This is a genomic window from Specibacter sp. RAF43 (genome assembly GCF_052114065.1).
GTDB lineage: Bacteria > Actinomycetota > Actinomycetes > Actinomycetales > Micrococcaceae > Specibacter.
The window spans coordinates 23324-48570 of the sequence record NZ_JBFREA010000001.1 but is presented as its reverse complement, the minus strand read 5'-3'; the positions used below and the strand labels follow the sequence as shown (position 1 = coordinate 48570).

At 61.7% G+C, this 25247-nt stretch carries 24 protein-coding genes; 11 read left to right on the top strand and 13 right to left on the bottom strand.

Annotated elements, in window-relative coordinates; genetic code table 11:
- Nucleotides 1-2 precede the first annotated feature (2 nt).
- Nucleotides 3-971, bottom strand: coding sequence for an N-acetylmuramic acid 6-phosphate etherase (murQ, locus tag AB4Y80_RS00230; protein ID WP_442211204.1), 969 nt, complete (start codon nt 969-971; stop codon nt 3-5).
- A complete protein-coding gene (locus tag AB4Y80_RS00225) occupies nt 964-1983 on the bottom strand; it encodes an N-acetylglucosamine kinase (RefSeq protein ID WP_442211203.1) in 1020 nt (339 codons plus the stop codon). The genes murQ and AB4Y80_RS00225 overlap by 8 nt, the downstream gene beginning before the upstream one ends.
- Nucleotides 1984-2050: 67 nt before the next feature.
- Between AB4Y80_RS00225 and AB4Y80_RS00220 the strand changes: the two genes are divergently transcribed.
- The 8 genes from AB4Y80_RS00220 (at nt 2051) to AB4Y80_RS00185 (ending at nt 10576) form a co-directional block, all read left to right on the top strand.
- A complete protein-coding gene (locus AB4Y80_RS00220; RefSeq protein ID WP_442211202.1) occupies nt 2051-2911 on the top strand; it encodes a MurR/RpiR family transcriptional regulator in 861 nt (286 codons plus the stop codon).
- Between the two features lie 201 nt (nt 2912-3112).
- A complete protein-coding gene (locus tag AB4Y80_RS00215) occupies nt 3113-4099 on the top strand; it encodes a GNAT family N-acetyltransferase (RefSeq protein ID WP_442211201.1) in 987 nt (328 codons plus the stop codon).
- Nucleotides 4100-4111: 12 nt separating this feature from the next.
- Nucleotides 4112-4804 (top strand): PIG-L deacetylase family protein, encoded by a 693-nt coding sequence (locus AB4Y80_RS00210; RefSeq protein WP_442211200.1) that lies wholly within the window; start codon nt 4112-4114, stop codon nt 4802-4804.
- 56 nt (nt 4805-4860) lie between these two features.
- Entirely contained in the window at nt 4861-6192 is a 1332-nt protein-coding gene (locus tag AB4Y80_RS00205) for an extracellular solute-binding protein (protein ID WP_442211198.1), read from the top strand.
- A gap of 38 nt (nt 6193-6230) precedes the next feature.
- Nucleotides 6231-7175 (top strand): carbohydrate ABC transporter permease, encoded by a 945-nt coding sequence (locus tag AB4Y80_RS00200; RefSeq protein WP_442211196.1) that lies wholly within the window; start codon nt 6231-6233, stop codon nt 7173-7175.
- Entirely contained in the window at nt 7172-8038 is an 867-nt protein-coding gene (locus AB4Y80_RS00195) for a carbohydrate ABC transporter permease (protein WP_442211195.1), read from the top strand. The genes AB4Y80_RS00200 and AB4Y80_RS00195 overlap by 4 nt, the downstream gene beginning before the upstream one ends.
- A 1397-nt stretch (nt 8039-9435) precedes the next feature.
- Nucleotides 9436-9912 (top strand): hypothetical protein, encoded by a 477-nt coding sequence (locus AB4Y80_RS00190; protein ID WP_442211194.1) that lies wholly within the window; start codon nt 9436-9438, stop codon nt 9910-9912.
- Between the two features lie 100 nt (nt 9913-10012).
- The gene (locus AB4Y80_RS00185) at nt 10013-10576 is read left to right on the top strand and encodes a hypothetical protein (RefSeq protein ID WP_442211192.1); all 564 of its coding nucleotides are present in this window, start codon (nt 10013-10015) and stop codon (nt 10574-10576) included.
- 81 nt (nt 10577-10657) lie between these two features.
- On the opposite strand, the gene AB4Y80_RS00180 is transcribed toward AB4Y80_RS00185, so the two are convergent.
- Nucleotides 10658-11554: a hypothetical protein gene (locus tag AB4Y80_RS00180; protein WP_442211191.1), complete on the bottom strand. Its 897-nt coding sequence runs from the start codon at nt 11552-11554 to the stop codon at nt 10658-10660.
- 145 nt (nt 11555-11699) lie between these two features.
- Between AB4Y80_RS00180 and AB4Y80_RS00175 the strand changes: the two genes are divergently transcribed.
- Nucleotides 11700-12275 carry a hypothetical protein gene (locus AB4Y80_RS00175; RefSeq protein ID WP_442211190.1) on the top strand — a complete coding sequence of 192 codons (576 nt, stop codon included), beginning with the start codon at nt 11700-11702 and terminating at the stop codon, nt 12273-12275.
- Here the strand turns inward: AB4Y80_RS00175 and AB4Y80_RS00170 are convergent.
- From AB4Y80_RS00170 to AB4Y80_RS00145, 6 genes are all read right to left on the bottom strand, one after another.
- Nucleotides 12272-12424, bottom strand: a complete 153-nt coding sequence (locus AB4Y80_RS00170; protein WP_442211189.1) for a hypothetical protein — start codon at nt 12422-12424, stop codon at nt 12272-12274. The two genes, AB4Y80_RS00175 and AB4Y80_RS00170, sit on opposite strands and share 4 nt — an antisense overlap.
- A 370-nt stretch (nt 12425-12794) precedes the next feature.
- Nucleotides 12795-13091: a hypothetical protein gene (locus tag AB4Y80_RS00165; RefSeq protein ID WP_442211188.1), complete on the bottom strand. Its 297-nt coding sequence runs from the start codon at nt 13089-13091 to the stop codon at nt 12795-12797.
- Between the two features lie 4 nt (nt 13092-13095).
- A complete protein-coding gene (locus tag AB4Y80_RS00160) occupies nt 13096-13566 on the bottom strand; it encodes a hypothetical protein (RefSeq protein ID WP_442211187.1) in 471 nt (156 codons plus the stop codon).
- An 88-nt stretch (nt 13567-13654) separates the two neighbouring features.
- Nucleotides 13655-14209, bottom strand: coding sequence for an RES domain-containing protein (locus AB4Y80_RS00155; RefSeq protein ID WP_442211186.1), 555 nt, complete (start codon nt 14207-14209; stop codon nt 13655-13657).
- Nucleotides 14209-14721, bottom strand: a complete 513-nt coding sequence (locus tag AB4Y80_RS00150; RefSeq protein WP_442211185.1) for a hypothetical protein — start codon at nt 14719-14721, stop codon at nt 14209-14211. The genes AB4Y80_RS00155 and AB4Y80_RS00150 overlap by 1 nt, the downstream gene beginning before the upstream one ends.
- Before the next feature lie 80 nt (nt 14722-14801).
- Nucleotides 14802-15464 (bottom strand): recombinase family protein, encoded by a 663-nt coding sequence (locus AB4Y80_RS00145; protein WP_442211184.1) that lies wholly within the window; start codon nt 15462-15464, stop codon nt 14802-14804.
- Nucleotides 15465-15883: 419 nt separating this feature from the next.
- On the opposite strand from AB4Y80_RS00145, the gene AB4Y80_RS00140 reads away from it, so the two are divergent.
- Together AB4Y80_RS00140 and AB4Y80_RS00135 are read left to right on the top strand one after the other, a co-directional pair.
- Nucleotides 15884-16504 (top strand): hypothetical protein, encoded by a 621-nt coding sequence (locus AB4Y80_RS00140; RefSeq protein WP_442211183.1) that lies wholly within the window; start codon nt 15884-15886, stop codon nt 16502-16504.
- Nucleotides 16505-16519: 15 nt separating this feature from the next.
- Entirely contained in the window at nt 16520-17857 is a 1338-nt protein-coding gene (locus AB4Y80_RS00135) for an ice-binding family protein (protein ID WP_442211182.1), read from the top strand.
- 152 nt (nt 17858-18009) lie between these two features.
- Here AB4Y80_RS00135 and AB4Y80_RS00130 read toward each other — a convergent pair whose 3' ends face one another.
- From AB4Y80_RS00130 to AB4Y80_RS00115, 4 genes are read right to left on the bottom strand one after another with little or no spacing between them, the layout of a single operon-like run.
- The gene (locus AB4Y80_RS00130; protein ID WP_442211181.1) at nt 18010-21042 is read right to left on the bottom strand and encodes a type I restriction endonuclease subunit R; all 3033 of its coding nucleotides are present in this window, start codon (nt 21040-21042) and stop codon (nt 18010-18012) included.
- Nucleotides 21043-21046: 4 nt separating this feature from the next.
- Nucleotides 21047-22111, bottom strand: a complete 1065-nt coding sequence (locus AB4Y80_RS00125) for a restriction endonuclease (RefSeq protein WP_442211180.1) — start codon at nt 22109-22111, stop codon at nt 21047-21049.
- Nucleotides 22108-23343 carry a restriction endonuclease subunit S gene (locus tag AB4Y80_RS00120; RefSeq protein WP_442211179.1) on the bottom strand — a complete coding sequence of 412 codons (1236 nt, stop codon included), beginning with the start codon at nt 23341-23343 and terminating at the stop codon, nt 22108-22110. Before AB4Y80_RS00120 ends, AB4Y80_RS00125 begins: the two co-directional genes overlap by 4 nt.
- Nucleotides 23324-24841, bottom strand: a complete 1518-nt coding sequence (locus AB4Y80_RS00115) for a type I restriction-modification system subunit M (protein WP_442211178.1) — start codon at nt 24839-24841, stop codon at nt 23324-23326. Before AB4Y80_RS00115 ends, AB4Y80_RS00120 begins: the two co-directional genes overlap by 20 nt.
- Nucleotides 24842-25247: the final 406 nt, after the last annotated feature.

The following is a 25247-nucleotide window of genomic DNA, read 5'->3' as shown; positions in this document are numbered from 1 at the left end:
CGTCACTGGCCGGAAGTTTCTCTTGAATCGCTCGCATCCCTGATGGCCAGGCGAAGTATTCCCCGGGAGCGTGACAGGGCGGCGACGGCGTCATCGTGGGAAACTCCGGTCTTGACCATGAGAATCGCCTCCTTGACCGAGCCGTGGGAGGCGACAAGTGCGGCGCGTGCGGCATCTGCGTCGATCCCCGTTGCGCCCATCACGGTGAGCTCGGAGCGGACCTGGAGTTTTTCGTTGGTCGCACGGAGGTCGACCATGACGCCGTTGTAGGTCTTCCCCAGCTTGATCATGCTGATCGTTGACAACATGTTGAGCACCAGCTTTTGCGCCGTGCCCGACTTCAGGCGGGTGGATCCGCTGATGAATTCCGGGCCGACCACGAGGTCGATGGCGATGTCGGCGAGAGCGGCGATAGGCGACGCCGCGTTCGAGGCGACCGAAATCGTCAACGCCTTGACTTGATTCGCATGGTTAAGTGCGCCCACGACGTAAGGTGTCCGGCCACTGGCAGAAATGCCGACGACGGCGTCGTTTGAATTCAGGCCGAGATCGGCCAGCGTTGCTGCCGCCGCCTCGCTGTCGTCTTCGGCATTTTCGACGGCCTCGAGAATTGCCCGGTGGCCGCCGGCGATGAGTCCGACCACCATCTCGGGGTCCGTCCCGAACGTCGGAGGGCACTCACTGGCATCCAGGATCCCGATTCGTCCGGGCGTGCCGGCGCCAACGTAGAACAGCCTGCCGCCGCGTTCGAAGCGATCAACGATGGCGTCAATCGCGCGCGCGATGTCGGTGGCCTGTGCCGCCACCACGGCCGGTACGAGCGCATCTTCGCTGTTCATCTCGCGAACGAGTTGCAAGGACTCGAGCGTGTCCAGGTCGGGACGACCGGGCGCCACGCTCTCGGTCGTCAACGACGACAGCTCGTCCCGGAGTCGCTCGCGGGCGTCACTTGCTGAAGGATTTCTATGCACGATGGATATGCCTTTCGTGAGGGAGGCCGGTGCGCGTCGCGATCAGCGCAGCGCCGGCGAGTGCGTCGCCTGCGGGCGCCGTCATCTCGAGGCGACGCCGGGCAAGCTCGTCGCGGAGACGGGCGGCGAACCATGGATGCTGCGTGAGCCCGCCAAGGGCGGCAACTCGTGGGTCGTTGAAAGTAGCGGCGGCGGCGGTGGCCCCGAGGAGGGTGAGTGCGGCGTCGGCGATCGAGAGAGCCACGGCGTCTCCGTTTCCGGCCTCGTCAAGGACGGCCGGTGCCAGTCGGGCGAGTTGTTGAGCGGAGTTCTCGGCTCCGCCGACCCAACGGACGGGATCCTCGCCACCGGTGGTTTCCTCGAATCTTGCCGTGAGCGCGGTCGGCGAACCGAGTCCGCATCCGGCGGCGAGCACCGCGCGGCAGCCTTCTCGGCCAATCCACGACCCACTGCCCAGGTCACCGATATCCGGCCCCCACCCGTCGATGCGGCGAAGGTCTCCGGTGGACGAGAGCCCAACAGCTACGGCACCCGTCCCCACCACGAGGGCGACACCTGGCGTCCCGCCGAAGGCTCCGACGTGCGCTGTGATGATGTCCGAGGCCGCTGCGACGGGAAAGCGATATTCCGAATTCACCGCTCGCGCGATGAGCCGTGCCGCATCGGGGTCCGTCAGCAGACCCGCGGCACCGATACCACACGCGGCCGCACCGGCAATCAGCTGCCCAGGGAGCAGGGCGATTGTCTCGATGATGCGTGCGGCGGCGCCGGCGCCCCCATCTGACGACGCGGCCACGCCCGCGAGCGTCGCCGCGTATTGACGACCGTCCTTGCCGTTGACGACAGCTCGGCTCGACGTCTTGCCGAGGTCGACCCGCACGATCCGCTCTGAACTGGGTGCGAGCACCATGCCTCGATTCTGGTCGCGATGACGCGGCAGCGGCCGCGCATCTGAAAATCTACTACACAGACTTTGATTTTGTCGAAATATATTTTCAAACTGCGGGCGCATGCCGCATACTTTAGTACACGTAGGGACGACCAACGGTGGTCACTGTCATCCGAACCGCGAGGAAACCATGAGCATCCAGTCAACAATCGAAGCAGTCATTGCGACGCTTTCTCCCTCACCGAGACGCATCGGCAACGCGATCCGGGAAAACCCGTCAATCGTTCTCGAGAACACGATCAGCGATCTCGCGGAGCTGTGCGACACGTCAGAGGCATCCGTCGTGCGCTTCTGCCAGGCGATCGGAATGTCGGGATATTCGCAGCTCAAGATCAGACTCGCGACGGAGCTTGGCCGGGAGTTCGCCCAGTTCGGCGAATCACTCACCTACGGCGCCGACATCCTGGAGACCGACTCCCTCAAGGACATGGCCCTCAAGATCTCGACACTCGAGATACTCGCAATCCAGGACACTGTCGCCAAGCTCGACTTCGGCGACGTCGCCCAAGTCGTCCAGGCTCTCGACTCGGCCGATCGCACCCTTTTGTTCGGCGTCGGCGCCAGTCACTTCATCGCCGAAGACCTCCAGCACAAGCTGTTCCGGATCGGCAGGAACGCGTTCGCCCTCAACGACGCCCACGAGGCATGGGCCGGCGCGTCACTCCTCACCCCGCAAGGCGTGGCGGTCGGCTTCTCCCACATGGGAGAGACAAAAGAGACCGTCAATTTCCTCCGAGTCGCCAGCGAGGCAGGCGCCTTCACCGTGGCCGTCACGAGCGCTCGCGGCTCCGCAATCGTCGACGCTGCCGATGTCACCCTCTTCACCGAGGTCCGCGAAACCACATTCCGGGCAGGCGCGATGGTCAGTCGCATCGCCCAGTTGGCGGTCGTGGACTGCCTCTTCACCGGAGTCGCGCAACGCAGATTCGACGACACGGTCGACGCCCTCAAACGCACGCGCGCCGCCACACGCGACGCGCGCGGCGTCTGACAGACAACCAGCAGGAGCGCTCGCACCGGCGCGGCAAACGGCAACCCCGGGAATGGCTGCGCTCCCATCTTGTAAATAATCTCCGAAATATTCCACATGGTTGAAACTTCTTGACAAGACAAATGCAACGAAGGTAGTTTCAGTCCAGCGAACCGACGAGGGTCCCGCACCGAGGACCCGTCTCGAACGAAAGGCTACGAATTGGCCCAGCTTGGTGAAGCGGTAACCTACCGCCCGTTCATCCCCGGAGACGGGCAGGCCATCCCCGCCGCCTGGACGCGAGCGGCCCCGCAGGACGGAATGACGGCCCTGCGTTTTCGCGACCTCATTTTGCTCGATCGGAACTTCGACGCGAACGGGTTGTTCGTCGCGGAATCTGCGGGTCAGGTCGTCGGTGCCGCCTACGCCGTCCGGCGCCGCGTCGCCCACGACGGGAACGACCTGCAGCCGGAGACAGGCTGGATCCCCTTTTTCTTCGTCGCCGAGTCGCATCGCCGAAGCGGCGTCGGCCGGCACCTCGTGGTCTCTGCCATGGATTGGCTCTCCAGCAAGGGCTGCCGCGAGGCGGTGTTCTCGGCCTACACCCCCAACTATGTGCTTCCGGGGCTCGATGAGGCCCGGTACCCCGCGGCGAGTCGGCTGCTGCGCTCGTTGGGCTTCGAGTCGATCGAGGAACCGAGCGCGATGGATCGCTCCCTCATCGGCTACCAGATGCCCGACGACGTGCGCGAACTTGTGGGCCGCCTCCGCGCTGAAGGCTATACCTTCGACAGCCCGACCTCCGATGAGCTCGTTCCGCTGATCGCGATGGCCGGCGAGAGGTTCAACTCGGACTGGGCGCGCGCCATTCGCGAATGCATCGTCGCGGGCATGCCGCTCGAACGCATCATTGTGGCCCGCAAGCCGTCCGGCACCTTGCTCGGCTGGGCGATGCATGGCACGTACGAGAACGTCATTGAGCGATTCGGTCCGTTCGGCGTGCTACCGGAAAGCCGCGGGACCGGGCTGGGCAAGGCACTTTTGCATGTGACTCTGGAACGGATGTGTGCCCTTGGCGCCCATTCCGCATGGTTCCTGTGGGCCGACAAAGGATCCGCGGCATCCAACCTCTACGGCAAGACCGGGTTCGGCATCAGCCGCACCTTCACCATCCTTCGCGCGCCCCTGGCTGCAGCGGCCACACACTGAAAGGTGAAAAAGATGCCCAAGACTGTCATCGCCATCGGCGGGCACATCGGGGACATGGAGCTCACCGCCGGTCCCACACTCGCCAAAATGGTGCTCGAGGGATCGCGAGCCATCATCGTCGACTGCACCTACGGCGAGCGCGGCCACCCGCAGCTCAGCCCCACCGAGTATCGGGAGCAGAAGCTTCGCGAGGGCCAGTTCTTCGCGGACACCATTGGAGCCGAGTTCGTGGCGCTCGACTACAGCGACGGTTTCCTGCCAGACGATGAGGCGGTGGCGGAACAGATCGCCCACATTATCCGCCAGGCGCGTCCGGAGGTACTCATCACGCACTGGACCAAGAGTATGCACCGAGACCACATGAACGCGGCCCAAGCGGCTCTTCGCGGCGTGTTTCTCGCCTCGATCCCCCTCGAGAACGAAGTGCTCCCGCGGCACACAGTCGCCTCGATCCTGCACGCCGAGAACTGGGAGGACATGGAGGGCTTCGAAGCGGACACCTTCGTGGCCATACCGGACGAGGCATTCGAACTCTGGCACACGGGCATCTCGGAGCACGCCTTCGCACGAGGCGAAACCTACGGATTCCGCTTCATCGACTATTACTCCGCGCTCATGGAGGTTAAGGGATGCCTCGTCGGAGAGCGGCGCGCATGCGCCTTCAAGAGCGCAGGCACTGAAAAGTTCGCCCTCGCAGGTCCCTGATCTCTTTCCACTGCATTATCCCTATCAAGGCACCACCCAACCCAGAAAAGGTCACAGTGAAAAAAACAACATTCCTTCGTGCGGCGGGCCTCGGCCTTGCCCTTGCACTCGCGGCTACCGGATGCAGCGGCGGTTCGAAAGACGATTCGAACGGCAAGACCACCATCACCTTCCTCACGCACTGGGGTCCCGACCAGGTAACCAAGCTTGAGAAATCGGCGGAAGCATTCACCGCGAGCAACCCGAACATCGTGGTCAAGGTGCAGGCGGTGCCGTTTGGCAACCTGCTCTCCACGCTGCGCACCCAAGGCGCGTCGGCCGACGGCCCCACGATCAGCGGCATCTACGACCTCTGGCTGCCAGAACTGGTCCGCGACGGCCTCGCCGACACCGCCCCGGCCGACGTCGCCAAGGACATCACGGCCAACTGGCCGTCGAATCTTGTGACCGCGGCGAGCTCTGGCGGAAACGTCCACGGCATCCCGAACGAGGTGGACCTGTATCAGCTCAACTACAACAAGGCCCTCTTTGCCGAAGCCGGCATCGCGGCACCGCCGGCGACATGGGACGAACTCCTCGATGACGCCAAGAAGCTGACCAAGACCGAGGGTGGAGCCATCACCCAGCAGGGCATCGGCTTCATCAGCGGCTGGGGCTCGGGGGCAGTCCACCCCTTCCTCTCGCTCCTGGCCTCGAACGGGGGAACGTTCCTCAACGAAGCCGGCGACAAGTCCGCCCTCACCGGACCGGCGGCCCTCGAAACGGCGCAGCTCTACCAGAAGCTGGTCGCCGACAAGCTCACCGACTCGTCGAAGTCAACGGCCAATGCGAACACGACCGGGCCGTACCTGGACAACTTTGCCGCCGGCAAGACGGGCATGCTCATCATGGCGAACTGGTGGGAAGGCTCGCTCAAGGACGCCATGGGTGACCGCTTCAAGGACGTCGCCACGGCGGGCATTCCGGTCGGGCCGAGCGGGACCAAGTCCTCGTCGATCTCGTATTCCTGGATGACCACCGTCAACGCCAAGGCAAGCGATGCCAAGCGTAACGCGGCCTGGAAGTTCCTCTCCTGGCTCAATGGGCCGGACTCCGGAGCCAACGGCTCCTCCGCGATGGCCGATATTCTGCTGACCATGGGAATCCTCCCGAGCCGCAACTCCGACCTCAAGGCCAATGCGGCCGCGCTCCAGACCCCGTTCCTCTCCTCCTACGTGGACGCACTCAAGACCGCGACACCGTTCCCCACGGTCATCGGCGGGCAAGCGGCAGCCGATGCGCTGCAGAAGCAGATCGAATCGCTGCTCAACGGCAAGATTGACGGCGCCAAGGCGATGGAAAATGCAACAACCGAGGTAAATTCGGCCATCGCACGGGCACAGAAGTAGCCTGCCACCATTTCCAATAGCCAGAAAGACTATGCGACGTGACATCAGTCATCACCGCCGAGATGCGCGCATCGCGCCAATCCCGGCGCGACGGAAGCAAGAAGTCGCGGCAGAAGGGACAGGGCGGCTTGTCCGCCCTGTTCCTGAGCCCCGCCCTTATCATCATCGGAGTCTTCACCCTCATTCCGATGGTCCTGACGTTCATCATCAGCTTTCACCAGTGGTCGATGTTCACTCCCATCACCGAGATGAAATGGGTGGGGCTGGAGAATTACGCGACACTCTTCGAAGATTCCAACCGCATCCAGGCGATGGGAAACACTGCGATCTACGTCGCGGCGAGCATTCTTATCACCGTGCCGCTGGGCCTTCTGATCGCGATGCTCCTCTACTTCCCGAAGCTGCGGGGACAGTCCGTCGTCCGGGTCATTCTGTTCTCGACCTACGTCATCCCGACCATCGCCATCGTCATCATCTGGAGCAACATATACGCTCCGGGCTACGGGCCGCTCAGCACCATGCTTCAGGCGACCGGCATCACCCCGCCCGGCTGGCTCAGCGATCCATCGTGGGCGCTGATCTCACTGGTCATCTTCAACGTCTGGCAAATGCTCGGCTACTACGTCATCCTCCTCGTCGCGGGTCTCACCCAGATACCCGGAGACCTCTATGAGGCTGCAAAGATCGACGGTGCAGGGATCGTCCGCCAGACCTGGTCGCTCACCATCCCCATGCTCCGCAAGACACTCGTCTTTGTCCTCCTCATGACATTCATCAACTCCATCCAAGTCTTCGATCCGATCTATCTGCTCACCCAGGGAGGACCGGCCGGCTCGACCAACATGATCTCCTACGAGATTCAACGATCGGCTTTCTCGTACGGTCTGGCCGGCGAATCAAGCGCACTCGCCGTCACATTGTTCATGGCGATCGTCGTCGTTGGCGTTGTACTGGGCGTCGTGCTGAAGGGCAGGAACAAATGAGCGAAGTCGCCATCTCCCGGAAGAAGTCGTTCTCTCCGCGTCAGCGCGCGAGCAGGATCGTCCTCTACGCCGTTCTAGCGGTCGTCGCGATCGTCCCGCTCTTCCCGCTGTACTGGCTTGTTATCTCGGCAGTAAAGACACCGTCGGAGTTCTCCCATGTCCCTCCGACCTGGTTCCCGTCCCTGCCGACGCTCCAGCCGCTCATCACTGCGCTTACCGAAGTGCCTTTTGCCCAGTCGATGCTCAACAGCTTCATCATTGTCGGCGGCAGCACCATCTCGGTGCTTGTCACAAGCATCCTTGCCGGGTATGTGTTTGCGAAGCACAAATTCCGCGGCAGGGACACCCTGTTTTGGGGAGTCGTGGCGACCATGTTCCTCCCGCCCGTGGTCACGCTCGTCCCCTTGTACTACATGGTGAAGACCATGGGCCTTGACGACACCTACCTCGGCGTCATGCTACCTTGGCTGGCAAACGCGTTCGGCATCTTCCTCATGCGACAATTCATCCAGGACGTCCCGGACGAGATCATCGAAGCCGCGCGAGTGGATGGAGCGGGCGAATTCCGCATTATCTGGCAGTTTGTCGTCCCGATGCTCAAACCGGCCGTCGTGACGCTCGCCGTCTTCATGTTCGTGTACGGCTGGAACAATTTCATTTGGCCGCTGTCGATCCTCAAATCAGAGGCCCTCTACCCGGTGGTCCTGACGATCAACCGACTCATGTCCTACACGATGAGCTACGACTACCAAAATGTCGTCATCGCAGGTGCACTGGTGGCCTCGCTGCCGACGATCATCGTCTTCCTTGTGGCACAACGCGTCTTCGTGCAGGGAATCGCCAGCAGCGGGGTCAAAGGATGATGACCGCCGCCTTGGGGCTCGCACCGTAGCAACCCCGCTCCGCGCGGATAGGGGCTTCGCCCAATTCCGACGAGGCGGGGCGTCAGCTGAAGTGGAGGGAAACGCGGCTCACGGCGGTGTCTCACGCAGCATCGAGCGCCGAGGACTTGAAATGGCTCATCCGTCCGGGTGGGCCATTTCCCATCAATGGGGGTGTTTGGCGCACCTGCACCAAATCGGGTGTGGCCTCCCGATTTCAGGTAGGTTTTCCGTCTGCACCGGGTCCGCCTATGTGGCCCCGTGAACACGCCGAAGTGATTCGCTGCCCGGCGCGCGTAATCGATCTCGTGCCCCACCATGCGGGATCTTCGGCCCGACGGCGTGAGCCCGCGGCTTCCTGCCCGACGACGCCGGGACAGGCGACGTCTTCGATGTCGCGTTACAACCGCAACCACGTCAGGGAGGAACTCAACGGGGCAAGGAATGAGCAGCCGTAAGGGGACAAGTTGAATGGCCCCTAATTGGGCTATCGAAATCCCCGCCATTCCGGGTTTTCGGGGCCCTGTCAGATTCGAACCGACGACCCCCGCTCGTCATGACGAGGGTTCCCGGCAGTTCCCGACAGTGCCCAATTCCGCGCCCTGACGGGACTTCACGGCCTAATGGTCTCCCAACCGTACCCTGCGATTCCCGCCTTCTCCATCAATAAGCGTGGAATAAGCGTGGAGAATAAATCAAGGGTGCACCTATATGTTTTGTCCAGCAGCTTTTAGTGGGCTGCCGCGTGCAGGCCGTCAAGATGAGTGTGGCGTATTCGCCAGCCTTGACCTCGAGATGTGAGCCGCTCAGATCGAAGAAGGTACGCCAGCCGATGGGCTCAATGTCAGAGACGCTCCTCTGGCCTCCGAATTCTGGATGCTTCACTTTCTGTGTCCCTGTGCCGGTGCGGACCTCAAGCGAGTCACCCACGAGCCGGTCATCTCCACGACCCTGCCACTTTGAAGCTTGAGCAACTCGTTGAACGCACCGGCGCCCCTGGCTCCCCCGCAGTGCGGCCTGAAAGCTGGCTTGAAAGAGTTACGGCCCCTCTGCATAATGACGACAATCAGGAAGCCCTCGGATTGTATTGGTTACGGTCAGATTGAATAATGAGGACAGGCGGGAAAACCGGTTTGAAACAGTAACGTCCAGTCCGGACAATGGAATCAGCAACCGAAACCGGCGCGTTTGAAAGACTTACGGTTTCTGCCGCATATTTAAAGCGAACGAGGAAGCCCCGGCGCTTGAAAGAGTCACGGCTGGGCTTCACAATGAAGCTAAGACCGATTCACTTCTTAGCCCCCATGCAAGACTTCTAGACCGCACTCCTTCGAGTGTGGTCTTTTTGTGTGCCATTCAAACCCACCGAAGGAACTCTCATGGAACAGACCCACCTCAACACCGTGTTCGACGTCAACCTACGGATCGACAACGACAACACTGAAAGTGACCGTTGCATCGAATTCACGGCCTACCCGTTGACCATTATCGACAGCACCGACGCCGGCAACCCAGCTGGAACCATTGACGCCTCCCGCATCGTCGCACTGCTGCAAATCTCCCTGACCGATCTGGCCTGGGATGAGCAGGAAACCGGCGCCCTCGAGAACCATTGCGGATGGACAACCATCGGGATCAACGCCGACTGCTGGAGTCCAGAAGAAGCCGAGATCCTCTTCGGCCCCAAGCTCGCCTTCTTCGTCACGCGCGTTCTTGTCGAAGCCTGTCAGAACGAGCTCAATGGCAACGATGTAGAAGGCCATCAATATCGCACCCCAGGTACCAGTGGCCGGCGGGGACTGCAGCGCTGCAGGGCGCTTGCCACCACCCTGAAGAACCAGGTACTTCAGCCGTAAACGACTCGATTCTCCAGCAGCACAACTATTCGACCGCAGACCCTGTGGTCATTTTCTATGCCCAAAAACGGTCCAAATGGCCAAACCAAAGGACTCCATCATGATCACCACCTACGGTAACCGCTCGAACAACGTGCATCTCACAGCCCAAGCCCTACGAAAGGGACAAGAGGTAATAGAAGACGAAGTCGCGGACTTCCTTCTCAGTGGACTCACCCGAGCCACGTACCTATCTCAGAGCCGTGCCCGGTCGATTGAGCGCTTCATGCAGCTCTCACAGAACATCAACGTCCAAAAGCAGGCTCATATCAAATTTTGGCGAGCTCTCCTTGACGCTTACGGACCGCGCTCTGCGGCACGAACCTGCGCAGTTCCAATGGAGTTCATGGTCGCATGGGCCGATTACCTCCTGGACTCGGAATGCCCAGATACCAAGACCTCGGATGACCAGGCAGAGTCGCKTTTGTTCTATTGGCGCAACGACGGCACATCGGTCGAAGCAGGCGTCCATGGATCGAGCCCGACGACGATCACACGGCTCACCGCGGCTGTTGACCGTCTCGAGATGAGCCGTTCACAGCCACAGCAAGGTACTGCCGTATCAGCCGACGGTGGCCTGTGGGGCAACGTTCGGGGCCACTGGACAAACACTGGACCGCGGTGATGGGCGCAAGTCCAATCCGCCCACCGCATCGCTCCCCGACGTTATGTCTGTAGGTGTCGGTGGGTGGGGCTGTTACGAGCTCTACGACGCAAGCTTCGTTGCGGCCACCCGCAGCTCTTCGACTATGGAATTCGGCATGCGCCAGCCGTCGTATTCCCTCAACAGGAAGTCGTTGGTTAGGACTTTTTTGTTAGCGATGCTCTTCGCGGCAGCCCAGTCGGCCGTCTCCGCTAGCGCGGCCGCGAGCTCGTCCATCCGCGAATGGACATCGAAAGCTCGATCGGCACCCTCTACTTCGGTCTGTTGCGAGATCCTCACCGTCAACCAAATTGCATTCCGAACCGCATCATCGATCACCATGCCCTTGAGAACACTGTCCACCGTGCCTCGTCGCTTCTGAGGCAACGTGCCCCGATATGCAGGGTCGGCTATGACTGCGTCAACAACCTTCGCAATATCCTGTTGCAGGGCTTCATCTTGCTCTTGCTTGACCTCGAGGTCCACTCCGGCAACCGATACCAGGGCCGCTGCGAAGTCGGATCCTAAGCCCAGTGCCCAAGCGGCATCGGCCTGCCAAGTGCAAAGCAGCCCATTCAATGACCAGGTCAGTGTGACCTGGCTAATTTCACCTTGGCGTGTCAAGGCGTCTTCGAGGACGTTCTCTACGGCAGAGGGGAACTCCTCGTCTTCATCCAGCACGTCACCTTCGACATCTTCCAGCAGGCTGGCGGCGTCGAACTCTGTCTGCCGGACAAATGCCACCCCACTCCCCGAAGCTGCGATAACGCTGACTATCTGGTCTAGTGGCGAGTGCTCAGCGAGAAAGTACAGGTCTGACTTGCGCGTAATGACCATATCCATCGTGCTGGGCAGTACACCTGCAGCGCTCAAAAGCTGTGGCATCGTCTCGAGTATGAACTCCAGGTCAGCAGTTGTCAGGTTCGCGCCGTCGAGCGGCCGCATCAAGGTCTCATCCATGGGGCCAGCCTACCCATCCGACCCGACAATCGATCACATTCTTGCCATGCCCAACCGTCATAATTCGCCCCGCCACCCGCCCCGCACATAGGCTCGCTGCAGATGCTCGGCTGCTGAGGTTGGGACCAGGATCGAAGGAGTTGAGATGGAGTTCACTGAAGCGGGTCTTGACGACGCCAAATTCACAGGATTCGTGCCATTCGCAGAGCTTGACACCTGTCAGGATCCAGCTCTGGACAGGCCAGGCGTGTATATGGTGCTCCGCCCCAGTAGCACTGAGCTGACACTCTCCGAAATGAGCACCGGTTTCTGGCACAAGGACAAAGACCCTGCATACGCTCTGACTAAGCTGCGCAGCCAATGGAACCTATTAACACCCGTCCTCTATATAGGCAAAGCTGGAGGTCTCGCCGGCGGGACCACAATCAGGCAGCGGTTGAATCTGTATCAGCAATATGGTGCCGGACGGGACGTCAGCCATCGCGGCGGCAAAGCAGTCTGGCAAATCGAGGATGCTGCAAAATTGCTGCTCGTCTGCTGGACCGACACTCCTGGCTTGGACCCCGAGTGCGTCGAGAGCCAGCTCCTAAAGGATTTTAAGGGTGCTGACGGTGCTGGGTTTGGGGCGTATCCGCTCGCCAACCGTAAGGGCGGTCGAAAGAAGTGCCCTCATGCGCCGCAATGTCATTGGCGATCAGCTGTCGGAGTGCGCTCCCCCTAGTTTCGCTCCACCCTCACCGACAACAGCCGGACGCCCTCCGCCAGCGTCCTCTTCAGGGCTTCAAAGCCCTCCAGGAAGACAGTGCACTCCATCTCGGTTTCCGAAATACCGCCCGACGTGATTTCTTCCAGGGTGACAATGATGATCATGAACCAGTAGCAATTGACTGTGCGAATCTATGTTCTATGTTGGAGCCTAAGCGCATACTATTCTCATGAACAAGTTCGATCCCGACAGCACGGCCATCCTCATGGCGATCATCGACGCGGAGGGGCGGTATCCGAAGYCAGGCGACGGGCCAACGCAGCGCTTCTAGATTTGGCAACAGCCGCTGGTTGTCGTGCAAGGGCTGGAAGCGCGAGCGATCGCATACACCCGCAGCTATGGATTGCTGTCATGGCAAGAAGCGGACGGAACGAAAAGAATGGAATGGTTTCCGGCTGACTTGATCAAGCGGGTTTCAGAAGAGGACTGACCTTGGTAGCTGATGAGCACCAACGCACTCCGAACAGCGCGCAGTTATTCGGAGACCCAGTGGAACTCGCAGCCAGTCGCCGTAAAGCCGACAGCGTCCGCGGGGATGGTGATACTGAACTGCGGCGCCAAGGTGATGAAGTTATTTTCAATGATGTTGCCTTCCGCATCGGAGATCTCCCAATAGCAGTCCGTGACCCTCGCTAGATCGGATTGCCAGACGCCGGAGAGTATCTCGGCACCAACGAAGAACGAGCCATTCTTGGCAACTTTCTTTGCCGCGTTCGGATCAATGACCGGCGCAATTGACGGCGCCGGCGCACCCGGACACAGCAAGCCCACGGCCTCAAGAATTTTCGGAGCAGCATCTCCGTCGACAGCAGACGATTGCGTCGTAGCGGCGCGCGATCGGGTTCATCAAGGCCACGATGGAAACGGAATCCGCGAGCATCGTGTCGCCGACGTAGCGCTCCTGCACAACGCGGAGCATGCCCTTCATCGTGGACGGGGCGGAGGTGTTGAACTCGTCAAGCAGGAGCAGGCCCTTGGCGGCTTTGTTGAGGTTCTGTACCCACTGGAAGGAAGAGTACTTGATCGCTCCCTTGTCCTCGATCATCACGCCGAGGAAGTCGGTGGCTTCACGGTTGGAGCCGATGACCGTTTCGCAGTGACGGCCCCAGCCGGAGGTTGAGGATTCCATGGTGGCGGTCTTGCCTTGGCCGGGTTCGCCGATCACGGCGGTGGGGACGTTGGCCTCAACGCCGGCGGCGAGGGCGCGCTGGAACGGGGAGCCGGGGAAGGTGTAGTTCGTAGCCATGCTGTTCTCCTAAGAGGTAGGTGGGCGGTTGCCCGTTTGCTTACCTCTCATGTGTGCGGAGTCCTAAAGTCCTCTCACCGGCCAGGGCCTAGCTGATGACGCGACTGATCAGGGCCGCGGCGTCCTGCACTGTGGGGTGGCTGAGGGTGAGTAGCTCCGGAGTGTCGGCCACCCTGAGCCCCGACATGTCCCACAGTCCATAGCTTGCCCAGCGCGGCTCATAGTAGGACCACCACGACACGCCAGCGTAGTCGCCGGTATCGTACATGGCCCGCGCCCACTGCTGCGTGGAGCCCCTGTCCCTGGTCACGACGCTACTGGGCCGCAGCGACCACTCCAGCAACACCTGCGGGTCATCCAGGTCCAGGATTGCCGGATCCCCCTCGTACTTCACGAGGGCCTTGATGGTCCCGGGCGGGGCGGCGGGCGGCGGGGCAAAAATGTCCGCGGTCCAGATCGGGAACCGGCCGAAGGCTTCCGCGGCGGCTCCCTCGGCAGTGTCGCCGACGTAGAGCACCTTGTACTGGAGTTCCGGATCGTCCACCCGCCCGACGCCTTGCCGCGGCCAAACATACAACGGGTGCCCGTTATCGGTCGGCTTTGTGGCGTTGGGGTTCCAGTTGAGTACGCGCCAGAACTCCACTAAGCGAAGGCTCCCTGCTCGTAAGCGCGAATCGCTTCGATGACCGGAGCGGCACCTTCGAGCCGGTACACATCAAGGGGGCGGGCGCCCAGATAGGGGTCCTGGCCCTCCAGCCACAGCTTGGCCTGGGCAGGGGTGAAAGCGCTATGCAGGTAACCGACGAGGGCATCGAGATCGGTGAGCTGGGCTTGGTTGAGCTCGTTGGGGGTATCCACGCCGGACACCCACCGCCCGGGCCGGTCCCTGCTCACATCCAGCAAGCCTGCCACCGCGTTGTTGCCGAGGGCCTTCACCAGGCGCTGCGTCACGGCGCGGGGACCGTAGTCAGGGACCTCTTTCAAACCGGTCAGATTGACATTGACCGTCTTGACCGGCAGCTTGGGGCCTCGCCTGGATCGCACCAGGCGAAGCGCGGGCCCCTGCATCAGGGCCTTTGGCATCAGCACGACCCCGTCCCGCAACCAGGCGGTGTACTCCTTGCCGGTCACCTTAAGGATGACGGTCTGATCCACCGGCGTCTTTCTCGTCTCCATAGCCCAACACTATCTGTTGGGCGAGCGGATCGGAAGGGGTGCCAGGGAACATGCGCAGATTAGTCCCTGGGGGGCAGCACGCGTTTGTCGATGTACTGGGAGCGGCCCTTCGGCGGACTCGTCACGACAGTGCCCGCGGGGGCCTCCCCCGCGCCGTGTTCCTTCAGGTAGCGGTACAGCGTCGCCCGGGACCATCCGACGGCGTCGGCGGCCTGCTGGGCGGTCTTGCCGTTCGCGAGCAGGTTCTTCGCCGCAGCCACCTTGTTCTCCACCTTGACCGGATCGGGCGGGCGCTTACCGAATTTCACCCCGCGCGCCTGGGCGGCCATCACACCGAACCGGACCCGTTCGTTGATGAGCTCGCGCTCATACTCGGCCAGGGTTGCGAACAAGCCCAGCTGCAGGCGACCCGAGGAAGTGGAGGGATCCACGCCATCGATCAAAGAATGCAGCGCGATCCCCTTGGCCATCATCTCGTTGACGGTGTTCAGCACGTCGATCAGGGAGCGACCCAGGCGGTCAATGCGCCAGCAATAGACCTCGTCCCCCTCCCGGGCATACTTGAGCAGCTCCGTCAGGCCGGGGCGTTCCTTGGAGGTTTTTGCCCCCGACATGTGGTCGATGAAGATTTTCTCTTCCGCGACACCGGCCTCGACGAGGGCCGCAATCTGCATTCGTGCGTCCTGGTCGGTCGTGCTCACCCTCGCGTAGCCCAGTTTCATGCTCCCATGATGTCACGTAGACCCTTGAGGGGTCTATGAGACGGTACGGTGAGATAGCTTCTATGAGACAACCAGGGGTGGTTTAGGCCCAAAACTTCTGGGTTCTTAGGGCCTCTCCTGTAGGTATAGTTCCTGAGACGGCGCGCTTGGGCGGTGAGCGTGGTTCTGCTTCCGCACACATGGGAGACGACGAAGGGGCGCCGCCTGGCCTGTTGTGTGTGAGATCACTCGTACAGTCCGGCCGAATAGCTCGCAGGAAGCCCGGAGTGGAGCCATTCGCTGGATAGGATCAGTGTTAGCTGGGTTGAAGCTTCAATTCGCTGATGCTGGGTCCTTGACCCCACCGCGACCACCGCCCGCTTCCTCCGTTCATTCTCCACCGTCTGAGCGCCCCCGCGCCCTGAAGAAAAGATTCCACCATGAAAACCCCCAGTCCCCTCACGCGCAAGCTCATCGCCCTCGGCACCATCCCCGTAGCCATCCTGGCCGCCGGCGCCTTCGTCTGGCAGGGATCCCAGGCTGCTTTCACGGCCACGACCGCAAACAACGGCAATACCTGGAATACCGGACAGGTTGACCTTACCGACGATGACAAGGGCACGGCCGCCTTTCACGTCGAAAACCTCGTCCCCGGCCAGAGCGGCACCAAGTGCATTGCCGTCACCACCAACTCCACCRTGCCCGGAGAGGTCCGCAACTATGTCCGCCACCTGACCGTCAACGGCCAGGGCCTGGAAAAACACCTGATAATCACGATCGAAACGGGCACGGGCGGCACGTTCAACGACTGCACGGGCTTCACGCCGGACAACATCCCGGCACCAAAGTCACTCGCCGATCTGGCCGAAGCCAGCTACGACTTCAGCACTGGCGGCGCAATTTGGAATACTACCGGCGCCGCCGGTGGTGAGACCCGCACCTACAAGGCCAGCTGGAACTTCGACACAACCGGCATGACCCAGAACGAAATTGACGCCATGCAGGGTTCGCAGGTCAGCGTCGACTTCGCCTGGGAAATGCAAAACACCGACAAGTCCTAGCAGACGCGGCATACCTTGACTGAACAGCCTGCCCGGACGCCGGCCTCCGCCGTGTTCGGCCGGGACGGATGGTTCCGGTTCCTGCTCTCCACCGTCTCCCGGGCCTATCTGGTTTTCCTGTTCACCCTGACTGTCACCGCCCTGCTGCCCGCGTTGTTTGGCTGGCACGGCTCGGTGATCCAGAGCGGGTCGATGCGCCCGCACGTCAATCCCGGCGATGTCGTGCTCTCCACTAAGTTGCCGGCGGAGGCGGCAGTCCCAGTCGGCGGTGTCGTGAAGTTCTCTACCCCGCACGCCCCCGGGGAAGTGCGGACGGTGATGCACCGGATCATCGAGGACAACGGCGACGGCACCTACACGACCCGCGGGGACGCCAACCGTGATCCGGACAGCGGGCGCATCACCCGGGCAGACATCACCGGACAGGCCCGCCTGCTGTTGCCGCTACTCGGGCTGCCCGGATTCTGGCTAGGCCGGGGCGACTACATGGAACTGGGTCTGGGCTCTGCACTGACTCTGCTCGCCCTGGTCAGTGCACTGGACGTCCCCCGCCCCAAACGCACCCGGGGAACCCGTCCCGGCAGGCCCGACGGCACCGGGCTGGCCGCAGGGCAGGGAACCGTCCTGACCGTCGCCGCTACCCTGATACTGGCAGGCTTGGCCGGAACCCAGCTGACGGATGCAAGGGCTGCGTTTACCGCCACCACGATGACAGTCAGCTCCTGGTCTGTGGCCGATATGACCCCGCTTTTCCTTGGCCGCGCCGCTCCGTATGCCCTCCTCGCGGCCACCAAAATCACCAATACCGGCCCCCCGGGCCAGACCTCCATCGGAGGCAGCGTCGGCACCAGCCCCGGACGCACCATCTCAGGAATCAACAACGGACACACCACCGGCAACATCGACGCCGGGAACGAAACCTCCCGCGGGGCCATGGACGACGCCGTGACCCTGCACGCCGCCGCCGGCAGCCGGCCAGGCACCGCCCTCCAACCCGCGCTGAACGGCACCCTCACCCCTGGCGTTTACGAAAGCACCGGGACAGGATTCAGCCTCACCGGCAGCCTAATCCTGGACGGACGCGGCGACCCGGACGCCCTCTTCATCCTCCGCGCCCCCACCCTGACCACGGCCCACGCCAGCAAGGTGACGCTGGTCAACGGCGCCGCAGCCCGTAACGTCCACTGGGTCACCTCCGGAGGCATCAGCATCGACGCCAATAGCAACGTCGCGGGTAACCACCTGGCCGCCGGCAACATCTTGATAGGCGACGGCGTGAACCTCACCGGCAGACTCGTCAGCCTCACCGGGACGATCTCCCTGACCACAGCCAACATCACCGTGCCGCGCTAGTACCGCAGAGCGCGGTCGACCATGAGTCTGGCCAAATCTTCGACGGGCTCAGCCGCGGCGCTCTTGATCCATCGTCATTCCCGGGCACAGCCACCCGTAAGCCGCGCTGCTGGCCGATGTTAAAGCCGGCGGCGAGCTTCTCCGAGGCCTGCTTAGTAGTTTTCGGACACATAGGCATACGCCCGGTCAAAGAGTTCACCAGACAGGGGGAGCCCGTACCGAGCCAATACCTTGCGGATGGCAATGCGAACTGCCTTGTCGCCTTCCTTGGTGTTGTTCCAGCCGTCCCACCGGACTTCCTTGACAATGGCGTCGATGTCGGCGACAACCTTGCCGACAATTACGGGTACGTCCTCCGGTTTGTACTCCTCGAAGATCTGCGTCAGGGCGCCGACGTTCGGGTCCGGCAACAGGTCCAGCCCGACAGTGCCGGAGTCGTCCTCCGCTTTCTCCGCCGATGCGAGGTCCCTGGCCAGATCCAAGAGGTCCCGGAGGAAGTCCACGGAGTCGTGCGCCTTGGCCAACTGCCGTTCACGCAACCGCTCAAGGCGCTCCGACAGCGTCTTATACGCCGGATGCGCGCCGTTGTCGCCTTCAAGCCTCTTGCGCAGCCGGGTGGCGATGTTGTCAATGACTTCGCCGGCGGTCGTCACCTGGGTGTCGCCGCTGCCCTCGTCCGGATCGATCACACCGGCCTCGATGAGGCGTTTGATCGTGCCCTCATCGGCGATGACGACGTCCACGCCGGTGTCGTTGACCGTTACCTCGCCAATGTGGCCGTGGACGAGCTCAAGGGTTTTGGCGCCCAAGCGATGCCAGAGCAGGTCACGGGTGTCATCGGCTGGCATGACGGAGGCGTACACCTTGGACAGCCATTTGTAGTCGGCCCGATGGGCTTCCAGACGCAGGTCCGGGTACGCGGCCTCCCAGATGCCCTGCAGCATCCCGTACTGCGCGGCGAAGCGCTCCATCGCCTTGTCGTCAGGAATCCGGTCATGGGCGGCCTGTAACGCCTCGAAGCCGCTCGAGTTGCGGTCGATGCCGGCGAACCGGTCTAGTACGTTCGCGATTTCGACGTCGAACTGCTCCAGGAGCGAGTCGGTTTCGATTTCCTTGCGGGCATGCTCGGGGTTTGCCGGGGACATGGCCCGGGCGAAACCGTCGCCGAGCCCGATGTAGTCCACGATGAGCCCGTAGCGCTTTTCCTGACCGGTGGCCGGGTTCTTCCAGTTCCGGTTCGTCCGAGTGATCGTCTGGTATAGGGTGTGCAGCTTCATCGGCTTGTCCAGGTAAATAACGCCCTCGATGGGGGCATCGAAGCCGGTGCCCAGCTTGGAGGTGACGACGATGAATTTGAGCGGGTCCCCGAGCTGGCGGAACCGGTTGAGGATCGCCTCCTCCTTGTCATCGGTCAGCCTAAACGCCTGCCAGTCGGCGGGATCCTTGGGCTGGACGGACATGACGACGGCGGCTGTATCCGGGCCGGCTCCAGCTCGGGCCCGGGCCTGCATCTGCCGGGTCAGCTCTTGGTAATAGGCCACGCAGAGTCCGCGGTCATAGGCTACGACCTGGGCTTTCATGCCGAGCGGGTCAATCGTGGAGTAGAAGTGCTCGATGATGTCGGTGCAGACTTTCCGGACCCGTTCCGGGTTGGCGAAGAACGTGCGGGTGTCGGTGGCTTTGGCCGCGACGTATTCCTGCTCCTCCTCCGTCAGACCTTCCTCGGCGGCGAGCTCGTCGAAGGCTGTGTCCAGATCGGCCTTGCGGATGTGGAAGTCCACCAGGCGGGGTGAGACGTGCATGGGTACGGTTGTGCCGTCGGCAATGGACCGGTCCGAGTCGTAGGTGTTCATCGCATAGTTCGGGTCATCCGGATCCCCGAAGAGTTCGTACGTATTCCGGTCCTCATCGGCGATCGGTGTGCCGGTGAAACCAAAGAATCGGGCGTTTGGGAACGCCGCCCGCAAAAACTTGCCCAGCTGGCCTTCCTGGGTCCGGTGTGCCTCGTCGACCAGGACGATGATGTTCTCCCGGGTGTTGAGTGCCCCGGCGTTCTTGAACTTGTGGACGGTTGTGAAAATGATGCCCCGGCGGTCCTCAGACAAAATCCGGCGCAGGTCGGAGGCAGTCTCCGGGGCTTCCAAGGAGGGCATGCCGGCGCGGAGGAACTGGCGGTACATCTGGGTGACCAGCTGGATCCGGTCTGCGATCAGGATGATGGACGGGTTTTTCAGCTTCGGCTCGTTGACCAGCTTCACTGCGGCAAACAACATGGCAAGGGTCTTGCCTGAGCCCTGCGTGTGATGGATCAGGCCCTGCTTCTTGGTGCCGTGCAGCGCGCGGGCATGGATGGCACGGACGGCCTCGACCTGGGGGTAGCGTGGCACGATCTTGTGCAGCCGCGGCACGCCGGAGTGCTTGCCTTTCAGCTCGTAGGCGGTGAAATCGGCGATCACTGACAGCACAGTTTCAGGATTCAGGAGCAGTTCGACGCTGCGCTTCACCCGCGGCCAGCCAGCAGGGAGAATGTCTTCCTCAGTGGAACCCCAGACGCCCCACGATTCGATGTCCTGCCCGACGGCACCGTAATGGAAGTCTTTGCCGTCAGTCGCGACTGAGAATGCGTTGGACACGAAGAATTCCGGCCAGCCCGGTTCGTAGATGGCGTGGATCTCGTGGGCAGCCTTCAGCCACGTGATCCGGGCGTTCAGCCGGGTCTTCGTCTCGACCACGACCAGCGGCATGCCGTTCACCCAGAGGACCAGATCAAACCGGCACGAGTGTCCCGGGGTGCCAAACGTGACCTCATCGGAGACGACCAAGATGTTGTTAGCGGGATTCTGAAAGTCGATCAGCCGTACCGGATCGAAACCGTCCCGGCCCTGGAACCGGTGTGTCTTCTGCCCGCGAAGCCACTCCAGGAAATGTTGGTTGGTCGGGACCAGCCCGTCCTCCCGTGCCGAGAGCATCAGACTGCGCAAGGGCGTCAGCAGTTCGGCGGCCCGCTCCGGCGACTCGGCGATGGCTGGGTTGAGCCGGGCCAGAGCCGTCTGGAGATCAGCCTCGATAAGCACGTCTTCGGTGTGCCGGTCCAGTTGGTGCCCCGGAATGTGCTTCCAGCCGGCAGCGACCAGCAGATCCAGGACCGGTTGCTGCACCGTGCTCGACTCGTTGAACCCAGCCATGAAACTACGCCCCCGGCTCTTCGTTGAGGACCCACGCAAGTTTTAACGGCAGCTTGTTCCGGGTCTCTTGTGGAAGGTCAGCGTAGACCTTGAAAAGTTGCTCCATAAGGGCCTCCGAGTCCCAGAAACCCATCCGCGTCCGCTGATGGGAGAACTCCCTCTTGGCGTTAATGTTGATGCCGCCCCACGCGACGAGAAGCCCTTGGTCCGCCTGATTGCTGGTGACGGCTCCCTGCAGTCCGCGAACAACAGGGGCGCCAATCTGTGTCGACTCGGACTTGACCTCGACAACAAGCGTCGGGGAATCCAACCCCAACGGTCCGCGCCCGGCCAGGATGTCCACCCCGCCGTCGGGGCCTTCCGGCGAAACATCGCAGACGTACCCCAGGACGGTCAGAATGTCGGCAACCAGGTACGTGAGCTTATGGCCTGAAAAGTTCTCAACGATGTGTGTCCGGATCCTGTCCCTGATTGCATCCATCGTCGGAACAGTCTCAGGGTCAAGGACACCTGCCGCCTCAATGTCGGCAGTAGTCGCGCTCGTGGGGTGTGCCAGTCCTGGCGTCGCGCCGAAAAACCCTGGGTCCACCCCGTTACGAAGCACTGCATGCAGTCGGTCGTCAGCGTTGTGCCGGGACGGGCTAAATACCGTCATTGCCCCGTTGATCATGTTCAGCAGGTCATCCTTCAATACCGAGCGTGAAAAGTGCTCCGGATGCCAGTCCACGTCAATATGATGCCGGCGCCGCCTGTCCGCGGCGGAAGCGTCGTACGAATACCCGGCCCGGCACGTGCCTAAAGCCAGCTCCCCGCTACGCTTCAGCGGCATGATGATCAAGTCTCCAGGTTGGATAACGCCCTGTAAGGCCCACAGTTGGCCGGTGTAGTTGGCCCGTCGCATCACGGAATCGGCGGGGAACGCAACGTCGACGAGCGCACGGACGTCCTCACGGCTCCGACAGGCAGACATGTCACCGATCTCCGGCCATCCGACCCCCGCCCTTCCCGAAGTGAGGTTCCAGTCCTCGTCTTCCCCGCTCGCTCCCGCCCGAACCACCCACGTCGTCATGCCTCTACCATCTCCATCGAGTCCGCCCCCATCAGCTCGTCATACGTCTCTGGAATTCTATGTGCACCGGAGAGGAGCGACGCGAGCAGCTCGGCGCGGAGAACTCGTAATGCCTCTACGCTGGACCGGTTAGTTGACACTGCTTGGTCAATCGCCGCCATAACCGAGGCTATTTCGCGCTGGCGAGACAAAGGCGGCACTGGTATTAGGAGCTTTCTAAGCTCGGATTGCCGTATTCCGATCACTGTTGTTCCTGATGATCGGGACAACAGTTGCCGTTGACCATCCTCCGAACTAAGAAAATAGCGCAGATAGGTGGAGTCCAGTTCATTTTCCCGGCTGCGGAGTGCGTAGAGCCGTTGACTCAAGACCAGGGGTTCCGTCGTTGCAATTTGGGCTACAGCACCCAAGGGCGCTTCTGATGTAAGTAGCACATCCCCCGCCCTGAGCTTGACTGGCATCCATCTCTCGTACATCTCGTTTGAGACATAGCGGTATCGCTTTTCCCAAGCGATCTGGCCGTTCTTGATATGTATCGCAGAAATAACAGGGACACCGTCAGTAGTAAAGTCCCCCCCGAGCTTCGTCGGTGTTTTCCCTCGGTGATCGATTACCTCCTCCAGGAGGTCGTCAAGTGGAATGAACGGCGCAAGGCCGGTCAACATGGCTGGAAAAACCTGCTTGCCCTGGGCCACCAAAGTAGAACCTTCGTTTTGGGCAGCTTCAATGGTGTCATCGACCCCGCGGATGAGGTCAACAATTCGATGTTGCTCGTCTATTGGCGGCAACGCAACCGGAACCCTCACGAAATCGCGCTCATGGAGCCGACGGCGTTCGGTCGTTCCCGTCGCGGCGAGGGATGCCGCCTCTTGAAAGCTCGCAGTGTGAAAAAGGAGTTCGATAAACCCTGATACTGACCTACCGGGGTGAACCTCGAAGATCGGAAAGTCATTGGTTACGAGGCACCCGGCGGCATCTTCCTTTACGCGTCCGAAACTGGCCTTCGTCGCCCACATCCGGTTATAGATAATGTCGTCAAGTTGAATGCGTTGCAGCACTCGGGTTTTGACCTCGCTGGAGGGCAGAGTATCCCGAAGATAGACGCCCTCTGCATACAAGCGAACGCCGGCGAAAGGGACCTGGTCAAGGTCCGCAACATTTTCCGGGCGCTTCACCTGCCGAAGGACTTCGCCAAGCGGCACGGTCTGCCATTCAGAAATCAAACCCAGCACCCCTTAGCTTGTCCCCGAGTAGGGACTCGGCGATGGCGTGCTGGTCCCGCGCTTCCTGGTAGGCAACGAGGGCCTCCTCAACATTGACTTCCGCTGCGCTTTCCGACCTGAGGTAGCGCCCGAAATGAAGGTCGAAACCGTTTTCCTCAAGCTCGTCCAGTCCGACCAGTCGCAGGCTCAACCCGCCTTGACCCTCGATGTTATTACCCAATTTGTAGGCGCCGTCGATGACCTCGATGTCTTCGGCGGACATGACGTTCTGATTAGAGCCGGCGACAAATCGTTTGGTCGCGTCGATGAACAGGACTTTGCCTTGACGTTCGGTCGGCTTCTGCTTCCGGAAGATGAGCAGACACACCTGAATGGATGTCGAGTAGAAGAGGTTGCGCGGCAGGCTGATAATTGCTTCTAGCAGGTCCATGCGGATGAGGCATTCACGGATGGCGCCTTCCTTGCCGCCGCGAGAAAGGACCCCGTGGGGCATGACCACGCCGACCCGGCCGGTGTCGTCCTTCATGGAGGCAACCATGTGCTGGATCCAGGCGTAGTCTCCGTTCTTGGCCGGCGGCACACCGCAGACGACACGGCCGTATGGGTCATTCGCCCAGCCTTCGGCGCCCCAGTTTTGGAGCGAAAATGGTGGGTTGGCGATGACGACGTCGAACTTCTGCAGCCCGTCCCCGTCCAGGAGTTTCGGTTCGCGGAACGTGTCGCCGCGGACAACCTTGAAATCTTTGAGCCCGTGCAGGTACAGGTTCATTTTCGCGATGGCACTGGTGGTCAGGTTGATTTCCTGGCCGTGCAGCCGGAGCGTGCGCGGGTCTCCCCCGGCGTTCGCCACGGCGGTCACGGTTTCGACGAGCATGCCGCCGGAGCCGCAGGCCGGGTCGGCAATGGTGTCGCCCGGCTTCGGGTCCAGGATTTTCACCAGCAGGTGCACCACGTGGCGCGGTGTGAAGAACTCGCCGGCTTTCTTCCCGGAGGCTTCGGCGAACTCCCGGAGCAGGTATTCGTAGGCGGAGCCGAGCATGTCCCCGCTGACGCTGTCAGGGTCCAGTCGGACGGAGTGGAAAGAGTTCAGGAGCGCGGCCAGGGACGACTGCGGGAGACGCTCCTGGTTGGCCCACTGGACGTCGCCAAAGACCCCGGCGAGAGCGTCCGGGTTGGCCTGCTGGATCCGCTGCAGGGCTGCGTCCAGCTTCGCGCCGGTCTGCTGGACAGTCTCGATGACATCGGTCCAGTGGCAGCCACCCGGGATGGCGAACGTGTGGTAATCCGTCTCGATCTCGTCCGTCAGCGCGTCCCCGAAGTCTTCGACGGCGCGGGCGTGCTCGTGGTCCCAGCTGTCGCTGATCCACTTGAAAAACATCACCGGGAACACGTACGCCTTGAAGTCCCCGGGATCGACCGGGCCGCGGAGGGCGTTGGCGGCGGACCACAGGGTGGATTCAAGCTGCCGCTGGGAAAGGTGGCCGGGCTCGGTGGTGGAGAGCGTCAAGGGTAATCCGTTCGTTCACAAAATCAGGGTCGCGCTTCCTCTACCGGGAAACATGCGTAGTTTTCCGTGGACGGCACGCTATCAGTGTACGAGGACTTGGATGCCGGAACGCGTCACGCCGCCGTCGACACCTCTTCGGCGACCGCCTGGTTCACAACGAGTCTATCGATCGACCAGCCAAGTTACTGGCCGCTAGACCGTACAAGCGTTTTCACTGCCGCCAGAAGAATCATCATGGGTTGAATGTCAGCGCTCTCGTCTAGTCTGGCTCACATGGTTGACGTCGCTTTTGACTCGCAAGCTGGTTCCTTCCGGATCCGGACAGCAACAGGATCGCTATATCTCTTAGAGCTAGGAACCAGGCATCTCACCCGTTTTGCGGCGGCAGTTGAGCCTAGCGTTGACC